The sequence below is a fragment of the Pigmentiphaga sp. CHJ604 genome, assembly GCF_036972535.1.
In the GTDB taxonomy this organism is placed as follows: Bacteria; Pseudomonadota; Gammaproteobacteria; order Burkholderiales; family Burkholderiaceae_B; genus Pigmentiphaga; species Pigmentiphaga daeguensis.
Genome location: NZ_CP136998.1, coordinates 4867591 through 4886604, shown reverse-complemented (window position 1 = coordinate 4886604; position 19014 = coordinate 4867591). Strand labels below are relative to the sequence as shown.

The following is a 19014-nucleotide window of genomic DNA, read 5'->3' as shown; positions in this document are numbered from 1 at the left end:
GGCTCAGGCCCCTTCTTCCGGCTTCGGTCCGTCGCCCGGGGCGGGGGCGCCGGCGTCGTCCAGGCGCTGGTCCGTGGGATCGGGGCCGTCCGCCGCATCCGTCTCGGCGATCTCCACCGCGGTTTCGGCCGTCGGCTCGTCCTCGATGTCCTCGGCGCCCCCCTGCGCATCCACCACGTCCAGGAAGCGGCAGTCCAGGCTCAGGTCGAGTTCGTCGTCGCCCATGATTTCCAGCAGCACGTGGCGGCCGCGCTCCAGCTCCGGCAGGGTACCCACGCGTGTATAGAAGGGCGCGTCCTTGAGCCTGACCAGCTCTTCGCGCAGGACCACGGCCTCGATGCGGCGCAGGCCCTGCTGCTTGATCCAGCGCAGGCACCAGAAGCGTTCCATGGCCTGCTGGAAGTCGGCATAGGCGCCGTACTTGGCCTCGAAGGCGCTGATGACGGCGTACAGGTCGGCTTCGCGGGGCTTGAAGGGGGCGACCAGGCGCGCCGACACGCCGTGCTCGATGGCGGCGATCAACTGGCCCTGGTTGACCAGGTCCACATAGCGCCGCAGCGGCGAGGTGCACCAGGCGTATTGCGGCACGCCTATGGAATCGTGGGGCGCCGCGGCCGTTCCCATCCGTACCCGGCCCATCTGCTGCGAGCGGTAGATGCCCGGCACGCCGCACGACGACAGCAGTCCGCCCCAGAGGTTGTTGGCCAGGATCATGTATTCGGCCACCAGCCGGTCCAGCGGCGCGTTGCGCTTGCGCTGCTCGATGCGCACGTGCGCCGATTCGGGGTGGTCGGGGTCGCCGTCCACGTAGAAGCTGAAATCGACCCGGTTGTTCGACTCGGGCTTGCCGCGGACTTCGTCGCGGCGCCGGGACAGGGCCTTGGCCAGCCGCCACAGCGGGCGGAAGACGTGGCCGTAGGGCAGCTCGGCGGCGGGGTCGTCCAGCTGTTCCTCGCCGATCAGGTCGTCCAGCGTGTTGTGGCGCAGGTTTTCGCGCACGACGATGCGCTCGATGCGCGATTCGTGAGACAGGATCTCGCCGGTGTCGGGATGGGCCACGACGTACAGCGACAGGGCGGGCACGGGCCGGCCGGCGTCCAGCGAGAACGCGGCGATCACCTCGTCGGGCTGCATCGGGATCTTGGCGCCCGGCATGTAGACCGTCGACATGCGCGCGCGCGCCAGCGCGTCCAGGTCACTGTCGCGCGTGACGGCCAGGGCCGGGACGGCGATGTGGATGCCGACCCGGAGCGTGCCGTCGTCCAGCGCCTGCACCGATAGCGCATCGTCGATCTCGGTGGTCGTGATGTCGTCCACCGAATAGGCTTCGACGTCGGCCAGCGGCAGGTCGCGGGCGATGGCGGGCACCTCGGCCGGGGCGAAGCCCGTGCCGCGCGGAAAATGCTGCGCGTAGAAGCGGCGCTTGTGGATGGCGATCGCGCTGGGGAAGGCGCCCAGGTTCATCAGCAGCCGTTCGGGGCGCATCTGCAACTGGGTGCAGGCGGCGTCCAGCGCCTTCCATTCCAGGGTGTTTTTGTCGGGCTTGAACAGCAGGGTCTCGGCCTGCCGGGCCAGCGGCTCGGGCAGGGTGCCGGCCTTGATCTCGTCCACCCAGGCTTGCTGCTGTTCGGCCTGGCGCTTCTTTTTTTCCAGGGCCGCCAGCGCGGCCGCCAGGATGTCGGGCGGGGCGGGACGGTACTTCCCCTTGCCGCGGCGATGGAAATAGACCGGCGCGCCGTGCACGCGCAGCAGCATGGCGGTCTGCTCCACCGGGGTGGGCGCGTGGCCGTAGTATTCCTCGGCCAGCACCGGGATGTCGAAGTCGTCCTTGGGCGCGCATTCCCACAGGAATTCCAGGTCCAGGTCCTGCGAGGCCGCGTCGGCCTCCTTCAGCAGGGCCTCGGGCGACGGCTGCTCGAAACGCACGATGACCGCGGATTTCTTGATCTTGCTGCGCTTGCCGCTGGCCGCCTCGACCTGCAGGCTGGTGTCGGTTTCGCTCAGGACAGTGGCGGCCTTGAACCCGCCGTCATCCTCGTAGAGGACATGCATCGTGTGTTTACCCTGGGATGGATTCGTCGTCTGCCGCGGCGTCGGCGAAAGCCAGGACGCCGGGCAGGTAATGCTCGAAATCGGAGATGCCGTGGTCGCCGCCTTCGATGATGTGCTGCCACGCGCCCGCGTAGTGGTCGCGCATCTCGCGCCAGTCCAGCACTTCGTCGCCGGTGGCCGCCAATAGATAGTAGCGGCAGGGGCGGGTGATGCGCGCGACGGCGTAGGCGCGCAACTCGTCCACGTGGCCGGCGGTGAAGCTGAAGGGCTGGCCGTCGTGGTAGGACAGGTGTTCGCCCACCTGCGTGGCGAGGTCGCGCGCGCCGTGGACGACGGGATTGAGCAGGGCGGCGCGGCAGCCCAGCCGTTCGGCCAGCCAGGTCGCGTAGTAGCCGCCCAGCGAGGAGCCCACCAGGGTCAGTTCGCCGCCGTTCGCGCGCGCATGCCGCTGCATGTCGCGCGCCAGCGGCTCGGCCAGCTCCATGGCCTCGCGCGGGCTGGCCGGCAACTGCGGGCAGGCCCATTCGCGCCGGCGGCCGCGCTCGGCCATGGCCTGCGCCAACTGCCGCGCCTTGGCCGAGGCAGGAGAGGAACGGAACCCGTGCAGGTAGAGCAGCATCATGCCGAGCCGGTACCGGGGGCACGCTCGCGCAGCGCCCGCAGCAGTTTGTCGTGCACGCCGCCGAAGCCGCCGTTGCTCATCACCACCACGTGGTCGCCGGGCCGCGCCGCGGCCGCGATGGCCGCGACCATGGCGGACAGGTCCGACCAGCCGCTGGCCCGGGCGCCCAGCGGGGCCAGGGCCTCGGCCGGGTCCCAGCCCAGCGCGTGCTTGCCGTCCTGCGCGCCGAAGCAGAACACCAGGTCGGCGTCCTGCAGCGAGCCGGGAAGCTGCGCCTTCATGGCGCCCAGCTTCATGGTGTTCGAGCGGGGTTCCAGGACGGCCAGGATGCGCTCGCCCGGGACCCGGGCGCGCAGGCCCGCCAGGGTGGTGGCGATGGCGGTGGGGTGGTGGGCGAAGTCGTCGTAGACCCGCACGCCGTCCACGGTGCCGCGCAGCTCCATGCGGCGCTTGACCCCGGCGAAGCGGCTCAGGGCCGCCACGGCGTCCGCCGGGACCACGCCCACGTGCTCGGCCGCCGCGATCGCCGCCAGGGCATTCATCCGGTTGTGCTCGCCGCTCAGCGTCCAGGCCACGCGGCCTGCGGACGTGCCGCGGTGGATGACTTCGAAGGCGCCCGATGCGTCCTCCGGTCCCGCCTGCCAGTCGCCTTCGGCGCCGAACGTGACGGTTTCCGACCAGCATCCGCGCGCCAGCACGCGGTCGATGGCGGGCGTGCGGGTGGGCGCGACGATCCGCCCCTGGCCGGGAATGGTCCGGACCAGGTGATGGAATTGGGTTTCGATCGCGGCCAGATCGGGGAAGATGTCGGCGTGATCGTATTCCAGGTTGTTCAGGATGGCGGTGCGGGGCCGGTAGTGGACGAACTTCGAGCGCTTGTCGAAGAAGGCCGTGTCGTACTCGTCGGCCTCGATCGCGAACACCGGCCGCCCTGTGCCCCGGCCAGGCGAGAGGCGCGCCGACACGCCGAAGTCCTGCGGCACGCCGCCCACCAGGAAGGACGGCTGCAGCCCGGCCGACTCCAGGATCCAGGCCAGCATCGAGGTGGTCGTCGTCTTGCCGTGCGTGCCGGCCACGGCCAGCACGTGGTGGCCGGGCAGGACATGTTCGCCCAGCCACTGCGGGCCGGACGTGTAGGGCAGGCCTTCGTTCAGGATGGCTTCCATCAGCGGGTTGCCGCGGCTTACCACGTTGCCGACCACGAACAGGTCCGGCGCGAGCGCCGTCTGGCCGGCATCGAAACCCTCGATCAGTTCTGTGCCTTGTTCCATGAGCTGGGTGCTCATGGGCGGGTAGACGCCGGCGTCGCAGCCGGTGACGCGGTGCCCGGCCGCCCGCGCGATCAGCGCCAGGCCGCCCATGAAGGTGCCGCAGATGCCGAGTATGTGTAGATGCATGGTTGCCTGCTTCCGGTCGGGGTATGGATTGTAGACGCCCGGGCCGGTCCGGGCCGTCGCGGGGCCGGGCCGGGGACGAAGTATGATGTCGGGGTCACCTCCTCGGAGCAATCATGTCGTTTTCTTCTTTGCGCCAGGAAATCGCCGCCGCCGCGGCCCGGATGATCGCCGAGGACGGGCTGGACTACAGCACCGCCAAGCGCAAGGCGGTCAAGCAACTGGTGGGGGCCGGCAGCCTGCCCCGCGGCGACGTGCTGCCGGACAATGACGAAATAGAGAACGAGGTCCGCGAATATCAGGCCCTGTTCATGGGGGATACCCAGCCCGCGCGCCTGGCCAGGCTGCGGCGGGTGGCGCTGTCGGTCATGGACCTGCTGGAACGATTCCAGCCCTATCTGGTCGGTCCTGTCTGGAACGGCACCGCCGGCGAGCATTCCGACATCGCCCTGCAGTGCTTCGCCGACTCATCCAAGGAAGTCGAGATATTTCTCCTGAACCATGGCATCAAGTACGAAGTGGGCGAACGCCCGGATTTCCGCGGCCGCGGCAAGGTCGAGGCCCTGTACTTCCTCTGGCAGAAGGAAGGCGTCATGTTGAGCATCTATGATGGCCTGGCGCTGCGCGGCGCCTTGAAGCCCGGCCCCGACGGCCGCGCCGAGCGCGGCGACGCGCGGGCCGTGGCGCGGCTGCTGGACGACGTCGAGGGGCGGATGCAGGGGCAAACGGCATGAGCGCGCCCAAAGGGGGCGCGGCCTCCCGCGGGGAGGACGGCGCGCGACAGCAGGGGAGTACGGCGAGCGGATCTTCCCGCCGCCGGCTGCTGGTGTACGGCGGCACCGGCCTGGCGGCGGCCCTGGTGGGCGGCGGCGTGGCCTGGTGGCGCCTGGCGCCGACCGCGGCGTCCGACCGGGCGGTGAACATCCTGTACGCGCAGACCCTGGAAGGGCTCGACGGCCGTTCCTATCCGTTCCAGCAATGGCGGGGACGGCGCCTGGTGGTGAATTTCTGGGCGACCTGGTGCCCGCCCTGCGTGGACGAGATGCCGGAACTGGACATGCTGCACCAGGAATTCGCCAATACCGCGCAGTTTGTCGGGATCGGCATCGATTCGGCCGCCAACATGCGGAAATTCGTTGAAAAAGTGCCCGTAGGTTATCCTTTGCTGATCGCCGGCAACGTCGGTACGGAACTGGCCCGCGAGCTGGGCAATGCCAGCGGCGGACTGCCGTACACGGTAGTGATCGACGAAAAAGGGGCGGTAATCCATCAGTATTCCGGCCGGATCAAGCCCGATACGTTGCGGGGCGTGCTCAGGCCCGCCTGAAGGCGTCCCTACACCCGGGACATCCCCGGGGGGTGGGATGGTCCCGACATGGCAGAATCGTCGAATTCGTTACAATTGATAGACAATATGGCGTGTTTTGCGTAAAAATCGCGCCCTTCCGTATCGCATCGCAGGCATATGGCCCATCGCATCCTGGTTCTGCACGGCCCGAATCTGAATCTGCTCGGCACGCGCGAGCCCGGTATCTATGGTGCGACGACACTGGCCGACATCGATGCACGGCTGCAGGCCCTGGCGCAGCAGCACGGCGCGTCGCTCGCCTCGTTCCAGAGCAACCATGAAGGTGCGCTGGTCGACCGCATCCAGGCGGCCGCGGGCGAAGGCGTCGATTTCATCGTGATCAATCCGGCGGCCTACACGCACACCAGCGTGGCGGTCAGGGATGCGCTCGCGGCGGTGGCGGTGCCGTTCATCGAAGTCCATTTGTCGAACGTGCACAAGCGGGAAGCCTTCAGGCACCGTTCGTATTTCTCCGACCTGGCCGTTGGCGTGATCGCCGGGCTGGGCGCCGATGGCTATGAAGCGGCCGTGCGCTACGCGCTGTCGCATTGAAGAAAATTACTGGGGAAGCCCCATGGATCTTAGAAAACTGAAAACCTTGATCGATCTGGTTGCCGAATCCGGCATCGCCGAGCTGGAGATCACCGAAGGCGAAGGCAAGGTGCGCATCGTCAAGTTCGCGCAAGGCGGCCAGCTCGCCGCCGCGCCCGCGGTCCAGGCCTACCAGGTCATGCCGCAGGCCGCCCCCGCGCCGGCCCCGGCAGCCGAAGCCGCGCCCGCCCCGGCGCCCGTCGTGGCCCAGGGCCACGTCGTCAAGTCGCCCATGGTCGGCACCTTCTATCGCGCGCCCAATCCCGGCGCCGCGGCATTCGTCGACGTCGGCCAGGCGGTCAAGGAAGGCGACCCGCTGTGCATCATCGAGGCCATGAAGCTGCTCAACGAGATCGAGGCCGACAAGGCCGGTACCATCAAGGAAATCCTGGTCGAGAACGGCCAGCCGGTCGAATACGGCCAACCCCTGTTCGTGATCGGCTGACCGGTCGACACCATGCGCATCGACACCCTGCCCGTTGATGCGCTTCACACCGTGTTATCAGTCGGGCGCCGGGACCGGCGCGCCAGTCCCGGCAAGGCATCGTCCGCCGCGACGCCGCCGGAGGAAGCCGCCCCGACCAGCCGTCCGACTTTTTCAGGACATTCGTTCATGTTTGAAAAGATCCTGATCGCGAATCGCGGGGAAATCGCCCTGCGCATCCAGCGCGCCTGCCGCGAGCTGGGGATCAAGAGCGTGGTCGTGCACTCCGAGGCCGACCGCGAGGCGAAGTACGTCAAGCTGGCCGACGAGTCGGTCTGCATCGGGCCCGCGCCGTCGCGCGAGAGCTACCTGAACATGCCGGCCATCATCTCGGCGGCCGAGGTCACCGACGCCGAAGCCATCCATCCCGGCTATGGCTTCCTGTCCGAGAATGCCGATTTCGCCGAGCGGGTCGAGAAGAGCGGTTTCGTGTTCATCGGCCCCAAGCCCGAGTCCATCCGCATGATGGGCGACAAGGTCAGCGCCAAGCAGGCCATGATCGCGGCCGGCGTCCCCGTCGTGCCCGGTTCCGACGGCGCGCTGCCCGAGGATCCGAAGGAAATCATCCAGATCGCCCGCAAGGTCGGCTATCCGGTCATCATCAAGGCCGCCGGCGGCGGTGGCGGACGCGGCATGCGCGTGGTCCATACCGAGGCCGCGCTGCTCAACGCCGTGACCATGACGCGGTCCGAGGCCGCGGCGGCGTTCAACAATCCCGACGTGTACATGGAGAAGTTCCTCGAGAACCCCCGCCACGTCGAGATCCAGGTCCTGGCGGACGGCCAGCGCGGCGCGATCTGGCTGGGCGAGCGGGACTGCTCGATGCAGCGCCGCCACCAGAAGATCATCGAGGAAGCGCCGGCGCCTCACATTCCGCGCCGGCTGATCGACCGCATCGGCGACCGCTGCGCCGACGCCTGCCGCAAGATCGGCTATCGCGGCGCGGGCACGTTCGAGTTCCTGTACGAGAACGGCGAGTTCTATTTCATCGAAATGAACACCCGCATCCAGGTCGAGCACCCGGTCACCGAGGCGATCACGGGCGTGGACCTGGTGCAGGAGCAGATCCGCATCGCCGCCGGCGAGAAGCTGCGGCTGCGCCAGCGCGACATCGTGTTCCGCGGCCATGCCATCGAATGCCGGATCAATGCCGAGGATCCGTTCCGCTTCACTCCCAGCCCGGGCCGCATCACCAATTGGCACGTGCCCGGAGGCCCCGGCATCCGCGTCGATTCGCACGTCTACAACGGCTATTTCGTGCCGCCCAACTACGACTCCATGATCGCCAAGGTCATTGCCTATGGCGATACGCGCGACCAGGCGCTGGCGCGCATGCGCATCGCCCTGTCGGAAATGGCGGTCGACGGCATTTCGACCAACATCGCGCTGCATCGCGAACTGCTCCAGGATGCCCGCTTCATCGAAGGCGGAACCAACATCCATTATCTGGAGCATCGCCTGTCCCAGCGTCCGGACTGAAGGTAGCGAGTCCGTATGCGCGAACTGGTGTTCGACTGCCCCGAGCAATTGGCCGAGCCGCTGTCCGACGCGCTGCTGGAAGCGGGCGTGTTGTCGGTGTCGGTCGAGGATGCCGATTTCGGCACCGAGGCCGAACGGCCCTTGTTCGGTGAGCCCGGCCTCGAGCCGGAAACCCAGGCCTGGTCGCGCAATCGCGTCGTGGCGCTGCTGCCCGACGGCGAGGATCCGGCCCAGTTGCTGGCGCTTGCCTGCGCGGCCTGCGGCATCGACGACACCCCTGCCTGGCAATTGCGCGAGGTGCCGGATGCCGACTGGGTCCGCCTGACCCAGTCGCAGTTCGAACCCATCGAGGTCGATGCCCGCATCTGGATCGTGCCGACCTGGCACGAGGTGCCGGACCGCCCGGGCACCATCTCCATCCGCCTCGATCCGGGCCTGGCCTTCGGCACCGGCAGCCATCCCACCACGCATCTGTGCCTGGCCTGGCTGGCCGCCAATCTGCGGGCTGGCCGCAGCGTGCTGGACTACGGCTGCGGTTCGGGCATCCTGGCGATCGCCGCGCGCAAGCTCGGCGCCGGCGAAACCGTGGGCATCGACATCGACCCGCAGGCGGTCCAGTCCGCCCAGGCCAATGCGCAGGCCAACGGGGTCGAGGTGCTGACCGGGCTGCCCGATGTGCGCCAGGGCTGGCGCGCCGACGTCGTGGTGGCCAACATCCTGTCCAATCCGCTCAAGGTGCTGGCGCCCATGTTGTGCGATCGCGTGTTGCCGGGCGGCGACCTGATCCTGTCGGGCGTGCTCGAGCGGCAGGCCGACGAAGTCGCGCGGGCGTATGCGCCATGGATCGAGATGAAGGTCTGGCGCGCGCTGGACGGTTGGGTCTGCCTGCACGGGCAGCGTCCCGCCTGACGGACGCCCGGCATGACGCTCGCCACTCGCTGCCCCCAGTGCGCCACGGCGTTCCGGGTGGCCCCGGACCAGATCAAGCTGCGTGGCGGCTGGGTGCGGTGCGGGGTCTGCAACGAAGTCTTCGATAGCAGCCAGAGCCTGATCGAGCTGGACCCGGCCGGCGGCGCGCCGCGCCCGGTGGCCGCCGGACCGGCCTTTCCGCCCGAGGCGCCAATCTCTTCGCCCGAGGCGCCGGCTTCCCCGCCCGAGTCGCCGGTCGAGCCGCACGTGCTGCGCCGGCGCGGAGAAGGCCTGGTCGCTTCCATGCAAGACGATGGCAGCCAGGCGCCTACGCCCGAACCCACATCCTCGTTCTCTTCGCCGCTGGCCGTTGCCGCCGGCGAAGCCGGCGTGCCGGACCGCGAGGCAACGCCGGGCGCCGAGTCCTTTCCGGCCGCGGGCGCTTCGCCGAAGCCGGCCTTGACGGACGAGGCGGCCGATGGCGCCCTGCCTTCGGTGCTGCGATCCCGCCGCGCCGCGCCGGCCACGGCATCCGACGGTGCGCCGGTCCAGCCGCCGGATGCGGAGGCCGGAGCCGCCGTCGCCGTCCCGACGACGCCTGCCCTTGACTCCGCCGAAGACGCACACGCTCCCATCGTGGGCGAATCCCGCCCACGCGAACGGGAGTCCCGCGGCGACGAGGCGCCCGATTTCCTGGACGAAGAGGCCCGGCAACGCCGGCGGCGTGCCCAGTGGCTGTGGGGCCTGGCCGCGCTGATCGCGCTACTGGTCCTGCTGGCCCAGGCGGCCTGGATCTTCCGTGCCGAGATCGCGACCCGCGTGCCCATGCTCCGTCCCGCCATGGAGCGGCTGTGCCAGCGGTGGCAGTGCACGGTCGGCTATCCCCGCGCGCCCGAACTGCTGGTCATCGAGTCCTCGTCCGTCGAGCCCTGGTCGCCCGAGTCGCCGGGATTTGCGCCCCCCATCGCCGACGAGGCCGAGCCGGTGCCGGGCGAGTCCGCCGGCATCGTGCTGCCGACGCGCCAGCTGGCGCTGCGGATGGTGTTGCGCAACCGCGCCACCTTTCCGCAGTCCTGGCCCGCCATCGAACTGTCGCTGATGGACCTGTCCGACGCGGTGGCCGCCCGCCGCGTGCTGCTGCCCTCGGTCTATCTGTCGCCCCGGGATTTCGCCCAGCCGCTGGGACCGCTCCAGGAGCGGGTCCTGCGGATTCCCATCGAAACCATCGACGCCCATGCCACCGGCTACCGCGTCGCCATCTTCTATCCGTGACCGCCATGGCCCATCCCGAAACCGCTCCCGTCATCATCTGCGGCTCCGTTGCGTTCGATACGATCATGGTGTTCGAAGGCAAGTTCCAGGAGCACATCCTGCCGGAGCAGGTGCACGCGCTCAGCGTGTCCTTTCTCGTGCCGTCCATGCGCAAGGAGTACGGCGGCTGCGCCGGCAACATCGCTTACAACATGCGGCTGCTGGGCGGCACGCCCGTGCCCGTGGCCACGGTGGGCGAGGACGCGGGCGACTACCTGCGCCGCATGCGCGAGCAAGGCACCAACGTCGACTGGGTCAAGGTCGTACCCGGCACCTTCACGGCGCAGTGCTTCATCACGACCGACCTGGCGGACAACCAGATCACCGCATTCCACCCCGGGGCCATGTCGGCGGCGGCCACCAACGACCTGACCGGCGCGCCCGGCGTCTGGGGCATCGTCGCGCCCGACGCGAAGGACGGCATGTTCGCCCATGCGCGGCGGCTGCACGCGCAAGGCATCCCCTTCATCTTCGACCTGGGGCAGGCCATGCCGCTGTTCAACGGCGAGGACCTGGAGGAAATGCTGGCGCTGGCGCAGGTGCTGACCGTCAACGATTACGAGGCCCATGTGGTCGAGCAGCGCACGGGCCGCAGCATGGCGGACATCGCCGCGGGCCTGCAGGCGGCCATCGTGACCCGGGGCGAGAAAGGCTCGACGCTGCTGACCGGCGGCCAGGAGATCCACATCGATCCCGTCAAGGCCGAGGCCGTGGTGGACCCCACCGGTTGCGGGGATGCCTATCGCGCCGGGCTGCTGTACGGCCTGACCGTGGGATGGCGCTGGGAAGACTGCTGCAAGCTGGCCAGCCTGATGGGCGCCATCAAGATCGCCTGCCGGGGCCCGCAGAACCACCAGATCAGCCGCGAGGAGATTTCGTCGCGCCTGGAACGCAGCTACGGGCTTTCGCTGCCGCAAGGCTGATGCGATTCGCCGTGGTCATGGTTTGAAACAACCTGGGCCGGTCGGGGGCGGGCGCCCAAGGGCCGGTGGGCGAACCGACAGGGTATAAATCCAGTCCAAGATCTTTGTTTCATACCAAGAAGAGGGCGCTGCGGCGTTTCTCCGCTTTTCCATCAGGATGGCTCTATGAACCCAAGCAATTCGTCTCTTTCCCTGGCTGCCGGGCGCGCCCTGGCGGTGGCGGCCGCGCTGTCGGCGCTGGCGCTTTTGGCCGGATGCGCGACGGGCAGCAACTCGGCGTCGGTCTATGACCGCAACCAGGCTCAGCGCGAGCAGGTGGTGCGCATGGGGACGGTGGAGTCGGTGCGACGCGTCACGATCGACCGCGGCCAGACCGGCGTGGGCACGGCCGGCGGCGCGATCGTCGGCGGCGTGGCGGGCAGCAGCATAGGTGGGGGCCGTGGCCAGATCATCACCTCGGTGCTGGGCGCGATCGCCGGCGGCATCGCCGGGCAGGCCGTGGAAGGCGGGATGTCCAAGCGCGAAGGCCTGGAAATCACCGTCCGCTTCCAGAACGGGGAGTTGCGCTCCATCGTGCAGGAAGCCGACGAGATGTTCTATGTCGGGGACCGTGTGCGCGTGTTGAGCGGCACGGGCGCCACCCGCGTCACGCACCTGTAAGGCAACGAGGCCGGCGCCGCTTACCCGGCGGCGCCGCATCGATACCGGGGCGGGCCCTGGGCCCGCGTGGCCTTACAGCCCGAAGATGGGCAGGCCGATGCGGGACAGCACCATCAGCGCGATCTGCGTCAGCAGGAACAGGACCAGCGGCGACAGATCCAGGCTACCCAGCGAAGGCAGCACGCGCCGGATCGGATCCAGCAGCGGGGCCGTCAACGCGTGAAGGACCGGCATGGCCGGCGCGCCGGGGTTGACCCACGACAGGATCACCATCAGCAGCGTGACCCACATCACCAGATTGATGGACCACTTGAGCATCAGCATCAGCGCGATCCACAGCCCCTCGGGCAGCATGGAAAGCGGATTGCCCCCCGCAACCAGGATGATGGCCGCCAGATAGACCAGCGCCGTCAGCCAGGCCGCCACCAGGCAGGCCCAATCCACGCCACCCCGCCCCCCCAGCACCCGCCGCAGCGGAATCACGATCCAGTCCGTGACCTGGAACACGGTCCGCGAAATGGGGTTGTACGGCGGCATCCGCACGAACTGCAGCCACAAGCGCAGCAACAGCACGGCCCCGTAAAGGGTGAAAACGACGTTGAGCAAAAACCGGGCGATATCGCCAACCATGAGGACTCCGGGCACCGTACTGCTGTTCAGCAGGTTGTAAGCAAAAGATTATAACCCCCCCTACGCGCTGACGCGCGCCCCCCAGGGGGCGGCACTGGCGGACCGGCAAAGCCGGATCCGCGGTGCCCTGGATCAAGGCAAGCAAGCGGTGCTTCGCACCGAGATATCCTACGCAGACCCAGGATGCGGTGGATCCGGCTCCGCCGGTCCACCCGCATCGCCCCCTGGGGGGCGCGCGAAGCGCGTAGGGGGGCCACAAAAAACCCCGCCAAAGCTCGCACCTTGGCGGGGTTTGAATCAGAGCGCAAGGCGCTCCGATTAGGGCTTACGGGCGGCTGCCCGTAGGGAAGGGCCAAGCAGCGGCAGGGTTGAGCGCCGTTTTCGCGCCCGGCGCAGCCGCGGTGGACGGCGCAGGGGCAGGCTTTTTGGCTGCAGGCTTCTTGGGAGCAGCCTTCTTGGCCGGCGCCTTCTTCGCAGCAGGCTTCTTGGCAGCAGCGGCCTTCTTGGCCGGGGCCTTTTTCGCCGCGGGCTTCTTGGCGGCGGCAGCCTTCTTGGCCGGGGCCTTCTTGGCTGCGACCTTCTTCACTGCGGCTTTCTTGGCCGGAGCCTTCTTGGCCGCAACCTTCTTCACTGCGGCTTTCTTGGCCGGAGCCTTCTTGGCCGCGACCTTCTTCACTGCAGCTTTCTTGGCCGGGGCCTTCTTGGCCGCGACCTTCTTCACTGCGGCTTTCTTGGCCGGGGCCTTCTTGGCCGCAACCTTCTTCACTGCCGCCTTCTTGGCCGGGGCTTTCTTAGCCGGGGCTTTCTTGGCTACCGCTTTCTTCGCGGCCTTCTTGGCTGTCGCCATGGTCTGCTCCTTTACGAGACGTTCAGGGACCCAGAACACGAACCCGCTCGGACCATCCTCACGGGCTATTCATCGGCGCAAGCCCTGCTGGTGAACGAAACCTCAACAGCGGAATCAGTTTGCGCTAATGAATGCTGCACACAGCCATTCGACATACCCCGCAACTGGTGCGACCCATGTCGAATGACTTGGCAGGCGGTTTCCCGCCTGCCGGATGACACCCCCGTTTGCCCGGCCGCCAATGCTTCGTCTTCGACAAAGCAACATGCGCAGGGGCCGGATGGTGCGCTGGGCGAGGGGACCTGCCCCATGCGCCGCGTCTGAACTCATCCGGGCCCTGCCGGGCGCCCGAGGGCGCCTGATCCTGTCTACGTGTGGTCTAGTCCCAGCTCAGCGCCCCGCCGGTCTGGTACTCGATCACACGCGTTTCAAAGAAATTGCGTTCTTTCTTCAAGTCGATCATTTCCGCCATCCACGGGAAGGGGTTCTCTTCCTGCGGGAACAGCGGTTCGATGCCGATCTGCTGGCAGCGGCGGTTGGCGATGAAGCGCAGATACGATTTGAACATCGGCGCATTCAGGCCCAGCACGCCGCGCGGCATGGTGTCTTCGGCGTAAGCGTATTCGAGTTCGACCGCCTTGCGGAAGAGTCCGCGGATTTCCTCGCGGAATTCCGGCGTCCACAGATGCGGGTTCTCGAGCTTGATCGTGTTGATGAGGTCGATGCCGAAGTTGCAGTGCATGGACTCGTCCCGCAGGATGTACATGTACTGCTCGGCCGCGCCGGTCATCTTGTTCTGCCGGCCCAGCGCCAGGATCTGGGTGAAGCCGACGTAGAAGAACAGGCCTTCCATCAGGCATGCGAAGACGATCAGCGACTTCAGCAGGGTCTGGTCGGCCTCCGGCGTGCCCGTCTTGAAGTTCGGGTCGGCGATGGCGTCGATGAAGGGGATCAGGAACTCGTCCTTGGCGCGGATGGACGGAACTTCATTGTAGGCATTGAAGATTTCCGACTCGTCCAGGTCCAGGCTTTCGACGATGTACTGGTAGGCGTGGGTGTGGATCGCTTCCTCGAAGGCCTGGCGCAGCAGGAACTGCCGGCACTCCGGGGCGGTGATGTGGCGATACGTGCCCAGCACGATGTTGTTCGCGGCGAGCGAGTCGGCCGTGACGAAGAACCCCAGGTTGCGCTTGATGATGCGGCGCTCGTCCTCGGTCAGGCCCTCGGGGTTCTTCCACAGCGCGATGTCGCGCGACATGTTGATTTCCTGCGGCATCCAGTGGTTGGCGCAGGTGGCCAGGTATTTTTCCCAAGCCCACTTGTACTTGAACGGGACCAGCTGGTTGACGTCCGTCTGGCCGTTGATGATGCGCTTGTCCGCGATGTTGACGCGACGCGAGGAGGCGGTGCCGGGCGCCGCAGCGCCCGCGGCCAGCGCGACCTCGTCGAACGCGCCGGCGTGTTCGCGCGGCGCGGCGGTGCCCGCCGGCTGCAGGGCCGGCGTGGCGGAGGGGGTGGATACTTCTTCGTCCCAAGACAACATAGATCGACTCCGGTATTCAGCGGGGGTTATTGGCAGGCTTCGCACTCTTCGAAGCCAGGGTCACCCGGCTTCATGGTGCATACCGCCCCGACGATTTCCGGTTCCGGAAGGTTGGTGCCCGCCGCGGACATTCCCGCATTGGACGAGGCCGTGGGCACGGCGTTCAATTCGCCGCCGCGTCCGGTCGATTTTTCAGCGCTGGTCGCACCCAGGGTGCGCAGGTAGTAGGTGGTCTTCAGGCCGCGCTGCCAGGCCAGCTTGTACGTCTCGTCCAGCTTCTTGCCCGATGCGCCCGCCATATAGATATTGAGCGATTGCGACTGGTCGATCCACTTCTGGCGGCGCGCCGCGCATTCCACGAGCCAACGGGGCTCTACCTCGAAGGCCGTCGCATACAGCTTGCGCAGCTCGGGAGGCACCCGGTCGATCTTGGCGAGACTGCCATCGAAGTACTTCAGGTCTGCGATCATCACCTCGTCCCACAGCCCGAGCTTCTTGAGATCACGCACCAAGTAATCGTTGACGATCGTGAATTCGCCGGAGAGATTCGATTTGACGTACAAGTTCTGATAAGTCGGTTCAATGCACGCAGATACGCCAATGATATTGGAAATCGTCGCCGTCGGGGCAATAGCGATGCAGTTCGAATTGCGCATGCCATGCAGTTTGATGCGCTCGCGCAACGCATTCCAGTCCATCGACGCGCTTTCGTCGATGTCGACGTAGCCTCCGCGCTCTTCGCGCAGCAGCTTGATGGAGTCCTGCGGAAGAATGCCGCGGTCCCACAGCGAGCCTTCGAACGACGAGTAGCGGCCGCGTTCCTCGGCCAGTTCGGTCGACGCGAGGTAGGCGTAGTAGCACACCGCTTCCATCGAGCGGTCGGCGAATTCGATGGCGGCATCCGACGCGTAGGGCACGCGCATGATGTGCAGCGCATCCTGGAAGCCCATGATGCCCATGCCGACGGGACGATGGCGCAGGTTGGAGTTGCGGGCCTTGTCGACGGCGTAATAGTTGATGTCGATCACGTTGTCGAGCATGCGCATGGCGACGTGGATCGTGCTGCGCAGCTTGTCGTGGTCGAGCTCGACCGTGCCGTCGGCGTTGGTCTTCAAGTGCGCGACGAGGTTGACCGAACCCAGGTTGCAGACCGCGATCTCGGACTCGTTGGTGTTCAGCGTGATCTCGGTGCACAGGTTGGAGCTGTGGACGACGCCGACGTGCTGCTGGGGCGAGCGGATGTTGCAGGGATCCTTGAACGTGATCCACGGGTGGCCGGTCTCGAACAGCATCGAGAGCATCTTGCGCCACAGCGACATGGCCGGGATCTTCTTGAAGAGCTTCAGTTCGCCGCTGGCGACCTTGGCTTCATAGCCCAGGTAGGCCTTCTCGAATTCCTTGCCGACCTTGTCGTGCAGGTCGGGGCAGTCGGACGGCGAGAACAGGGTCCATTCGGCATTGTCCATGACGCGCTTCATGAACAGGTCGGGGATCCAGTTGGCCGTGTTCATGTCGTGGGTGCGGCGGCGCTCGTCGCCGGTGTTCTTGCGCAGTTCGAGGAATTCCTCGATGTCCAGGTGCCACGTCTCGAGGTACGTGCACACGGCGCCCTTGCGCTTGCCGCCCTGGTTGACCGCCACCGCGGTGTCGTTGACCACCTTCAGGAAGGGGACCACGCCCTGGCTTTCGCCGTTGGTGCCCTTGATGTGGCTGCGCAGCGCGCGCACGGGGGTCCAGTCGTTGCCCAGGCCGCCGGCGTACTTGGCCAGCAGCGCGTTTTCCTTGATGGCGTCGTAGATGCTTTCCAGGCTGTCGGCCACCGTGGTCAGGTAGCACGACGACAGCTGCGAGTGCAGGGTGCCGGCGTTGAACAGGGTCGGCGTCGAGCTCATGAAGTCGAACGACGACAGGATGTTGTAGAACTCGATGGCGCGGGCTTCGCGGTCGGTTTCTTCCAGGGCCAGGCCCATCGCGACGCGCATGAAGAAGGCCTGCGGCAGCTCGATGCGGGTGCCCTTGATGTGCAGGAAGTAGCGGTCGTACAGGGTCTGCAGGCCCAGGTAGGTGAACTGCAGGTCGCGCGTATCCTTCAGCGCCGCGCCCAGGCGCGCCAGGTCGAAGGTGGCCAGCTTGGGGTCAAGCAGGCCGCCCTCGATGCCGCGAGCGATGAACTGCGGGAAATATTCGGCGTAACGCGTGGCCATGGCGGCTTGTTCGACCTCCTCGCCCAGCACTTCCTTGCGGATGGTGTGCAGCAAGAGACGTGCCGTGACCGTGCTGTAGGCCGGATCCTTTTCCAGCTGCGAGCGCGCGGCCAGGATGGCGGACTTGAAGATCTCGTCGGTGGAGACGCCGTCGTACAGGTTCTTGACGGTTTCCTTGAAGATGCCCTCGGCCGAGACGAATTCCTCCAGGCCCGAGCACGCGGCCTGGATGATGGCCTGCAGGTGCTGGGGGTCGAGCGGGATGCGCAGGCCGTTCTCGGTGACGTGCACGACCGCCTGGTCGGGCGAGGTGTGCATCAGCGCACGCTGCTGGGCGCGCTTTTCACGGTACAGCACGTAGGCGCGCGCGACGTCATGCTCGCCGGAGCGCATCAGCGCCAGTTCGACCTGGTCCTGGATGTCTTCGATATGGACCGTGCCGCCGCTGGGCTGGCGGCGGACCAGCGCGTGGACGACCTGTTTGGTCAGGCCTTCGACGAGCTCGCGCACACGCGCGGAAGCAGCGCCCTGGCCACCGTTGACGGCCAGGAAGGCCTTGGTCAGCGCGATGGAAATCTTGCCGGGTTCGAATCCGACCACGGCGCCGTTGCGCCGGATGACCTTGTGGTCGGAATACGCGGTCTGGTCGGCTTCGGTCTGTGCGGGCTTGGAAGCTAGCGGCGCAGCGGTCGATTGGGCCGAGGGAGTCGAGAGTTGCATAAGGCCTCCTGGATGCATGAAGGCGCGGGGGGCCGCGCCGGTACTCGGTGTTCTGGGATTTGCAGCGAATATTCTTGATTACAAGGGCGTCAGGCCGCGCCGGAGCGCGGCTTGGGGCCTAACGACGAGGTGCGCGGCAGTGGCCGCCGCACATCCGGGCTGGTCTGGATAAGCCATGTTTTCCCCCTCCCTTGCAGCGCGGGCACTACATCTAGTGGTGTGTGACCGGCAAGGCACTAATTCTAGGGGGGTGCAGATTGTACGGCAAGTGTCAAAATGTTGCTGGCGGAGAGAATCCGGCGCTCGCATAGGCAAATCGGGCTCTATTTATTAGACAGCCAGCAACCATGCGTGTTTCACGACGAAAGGTGCACGAGGCACGCGTGAAATGCGGCGTTTGCAGCGCGTGAAACAGAGCGGGCGCGGGCTGGGCGTGGGCGGGCCGGGGTTGGCGAGGGCGAGATTCTACAGGAGGGGAAGGGCGGTCCAGCCCGTTTCCCGGCCGTAGCGGGCCCAGTCGAAGGCGGGGCCGGGGTCGGTCTTGCGGCCGGGGGCGATGTGCTCGTGGCCGCGGACGGCCTGCAGGGGGTAGCGGGCGCGCAGGGCCGGGGTGAGCCAGGCCAGGGCGCGGTACTGGGCGTCGGTGAAGGGCACGGTGTCGCAGCCTTCGAGTTCGATGCCGATGGAGAAGTCGTTGCAGCGTTCGCGGCCGTCGTGGCAGGAGACGCCGGCGTGCCAGGCCCGGCGGTCGGTGCTGGCGAACTGGACGATGGCGCCGTTGCGGTCGATCAGGAAGTGGGCCGAGACCTTCAGGCCGCGCAGGCAGTCGAACCAGGGGTGGGCATCGCAATCGAGGGTGTTGGTGAACAGGGCCTCGACGTAGGGGCCGCCGAATTCGCCGGGCGGCAGGCTGATGTTGTGCAGGACCAGCAGCGAGATTTCCGTGCCGGGGGGCCGCTCGTCGGTGTTGGGGGAAGGGACCCGGCGCACGGCGGGGTGGTCGATCCAGCCCTGGCCGTCCAGCCGCGCGGCGACGTTCATTTGCCGGGACCCTTCAGCGAGTGGGCCAGGCTGCAATAGTTATAGCCCTTGCGCCGCACGGCTTCGGACGGCGGCAGGTGGATGCCGCAATGGGCGCAGCGCACCATGCCGTCGGCCGGGAAGCGGCTGGCGTCGGCCCGACGCGATTCGCGGCGGTGGCCCTTGACCGCGCTGCGGGCGGCGATGCGGGCCACCAGCAGGGCGACCACGATGACGAACACCCAGAAAAGTAGCTTGCCCATGGTGGTTGGGGGTC

18 protein-coding genes are annotated in these 19014 nt (G+C 67.2%); 9 read left to right on the top strand and 9 right to left on the bottom strand.

Annotated features, from left to right (window positions below; all coding sequences use genetic code 11):
• Window positions 1–3: 3 nt before the first annotated feature.
• Genes R4823_RS23430 through mpl form a run of 3 tightly spaced genes read right to left on the bottom strand, consistent with a single transcriptional unit; the run spans window position 4 to window position 4071 of the window.
• A complete protein-coding gene (locus R4823_RS23430) occupies window positions 4–2052 on the bottom strand; it encodes a ribonuclease catalytic domain-containing protein (protein ID WP_087841695.1) in 2049 nt (682 codons plus the stop codon).
• A gap of 7 nt (window positions 2053–2059) precedes the next feature.
• On the bottom strand, window positions 2060–2674 hold the full coding sequence (locus tag R4823_RS23425; protein ID WP_087841694.1) for a YqiA/YcfP family alpha/beta fold hydrolase: 615 nt from the start codon (window positions 2672–2674) through the stop codon (window positions 2060–2062).
• Window positions 2671–4071: a UDP-N-acetylmuramate:L-alanyl-gamma-D-glutamyl-meso-diaminopimelate ligase gene (gene mpl, locus R4823_RS23420; RefSeq protein WP_338616243.1), complete on the bottom strand. Its 1401-nt coding sequence runs from the start codon at window positions 4069–4071 to the stop codon at window positions 2671–2673. The genes R4823_RS23425 and mpl overlap by 4 nt, the downstream gene beginning before the upstream one ends.
• A gap of 113 nt (window positions 4072–4184) precedes the next feature.
• Between mpl and R4823_RS23415 the strand changes: the two genes are divergently transcribed.
• The 9 genes from R4823_RS23415 (at window position 4185) to R4823_RS23375 (ending at window position 11773) form a co-directional block, all read left to right on the top strand.
• Window positions 4185–4802 (top strand): hypothetical protein, encoded by a 618-nt coding sequence (locus R4823_RS23415; RefSeq protein ID WP_087841692.1) that lies wholly within the window; start codon window positions 4185–4187, stop codon window positions 4800–4802.
• Window positions 4799–5395 (top strand): TlpA disulfide reductase family protein, encoded by a 597-nt coding sequence (locus R4823_RS23410; RefSeq protein WP_087841691.1) that lies wholly within the window; start codon window positions 4799–4801, stop codon window positions 5393–5395. The genes R4823_RS23415 and R4823_RS23410 overlap by 4 nt, the downstream gene beginning before the upstream one ends.
• Before the next feature lie 138 nt (window positions 5396–5533).
• The gene (gene aroQ / locus R4823_RS23405) at window positions 5534–5968 is read left to right on the top strand and encodes a type II 3-dehydroquinate dehydratase (RefSeq protein WP_087841690.1); all 435 of its coding nucleotides are present in this window, start codon (window positions 5534–5536) and stop codon (window positions 5966–5968) included.
• A 22-nt stretch (window positions 5969–5990) separates the two neighbouring features.
• On the top strand, window positions 5991–6452 hold the full coding sequence (gene accB / locus R4823_RS23400; RefSeq protein ID WP_087841689.1) for an acetyl-CoA carboxylase biotin carboxyl carrier protein: 462 nt from the start codon (window positions 5991–5993) through the stop codon (window positions 6450–6452).
• A gap of 168 nt (window positions 6453–6620) precedes the next feature.
• The gene (accC, locus tag R4823_RS23395) at window positions 6621–7970 is read left to right on the top strand and encodes an acetyl-CoA carboxylase biotin carboxylase subunit (RefSeq protein WP_087841688.1); all 1350 of its coding nucleotides are present in this window, start codon (window positions 6621–6623) and stop codon (window positions 7968–7970) included.
• A 15-nt stretch (window positions 7971–7985) separates the two neighbouring features.
• Complete coding sequence (gene prmA, locus R4823_RS23390) at window positions 7986–8879, top strand: 50S ribosomal protein L11 methyltransferase (protein ID WP_087841687.1); 894 nt, start codon at window positions 7986–7988, stop codon at window positions 8877–8879.
• 12 nt (window positions 8880–8891) lie between these two features.
• Window positions 8892–10151 (top strand): DUF3426 domain-containing protein, encoded by a 1260-nt coding sequence (locus R4823_RS23385; RefSeq protein WP_338616239.1) that lies wholly within the window; start codon window positions 8892–8894, stop codon window positions 10149–10151.
• 5 nt (window positions 10152–10156) lie between these two features.
• A complete protein-coding gene (locus R4823_RS23380) occupies window positions 10157–11113 on the top strand; it encodes a carbohydrate kinase family protein (protein WP_087841761.1) in 957 nt (318 codons plus the stop codon).
• 165 nt (window positions 11114–11278) lie between these two features.
• On the top strand, window positions 11279–11773 hold the full coding sequence (locus R4823_RS23375; protein ID WP_338616237.1) for a glycine zipper 2TM domain-containing protein: 495 nt from the start codon (window positions 11279–11281) through the stop codon (window positions 11771–11773).
• 72 nt (window positions 11774–11845) lie between these two features.
• Here R4823_RS23375 and R4823_RS23370 read toward each other — a convergent pair whose 3' ends face one another.
• The 6 genes from R4823_RS23370 to R4823_RS23345 form a co-directional block, all read right to left on the bottom strand.
• Window positions 11846–12403: a YggT family protein gene (locus R4823_RS23370; RefSeq protein ID WP_087841684.1), complete on the bottom strand. Its 558-nt coding sequence runs from the start codon at window positions 12401–12403 to the stop codon at window positions 11846–11848.
• 325 nt (window positions 12404–12728) lie between these two features.
• A complete protein-coding gene (locus R4823_RS23365) occupies window positions 12729–13250 on the bottom strand; it encodes a histone H1-like DNA-binding protein (RefSeq protein ID WP_087841683.1) in 522 nt (173 codons plus the stop codon).
• 379 nt (window positions 13251–13629) lie between these two features.
• Window positions 13630–14793 (bottom strand): ribonucleotide-diphosphate reductase subunit beta, encoded by a 1164-nt coding sequence (locus tag R4823_RS23360; RefSeq protein WP_087841682.1) that lies wholly within the window; start codon window positions 14791–14793, stop codon window positions 13630–13632.
• A 26-nt stretch (window positions 14794–14819) separates the two neighbouring features.
• Window positions 14820–17717, bottom strand: coding sequence for a ribonucleoside-diphosphate reductase subunit alpha (locus tag R4823_RS23355; protein ID WP_087841681.1), 2898 nt, complete (start codon window positions 17715–17717; stop codon window positions 14820–14822).
• 465 nt (window positions 17718–18182) lie between these two features.
• Window positions 18183–18758 (bottom strand): 1,6-anhydro-N-acetylmuramyl-L-alanine amidase AmpD, encoded by a 576-nt coding sequence (ampD, locus tag R4823_RS23350; protein ID WP_087841680.1) that lies wholly within the window; start codon window positions 18756–18758, stop codon window positions 18183–18185.
• Window positions 18755–19000 carry a PP0621 family protein gene (locus R4823_RS23345; protein ID WP_087841679.1) on the bottom strand — a complete coding sequence of 82 codons (246 nt, stop codon included), beginning with the start codon at window positions 18998–19000 and terminating at the stop codon, window positions 18755–18757. Before R4823_RS23345 ends, ampD begins: the two co-directional genes overlap by 4 nt.
• Between the last annotated feature and the right edge of the window lie 14 nt (window positions 19001–19014).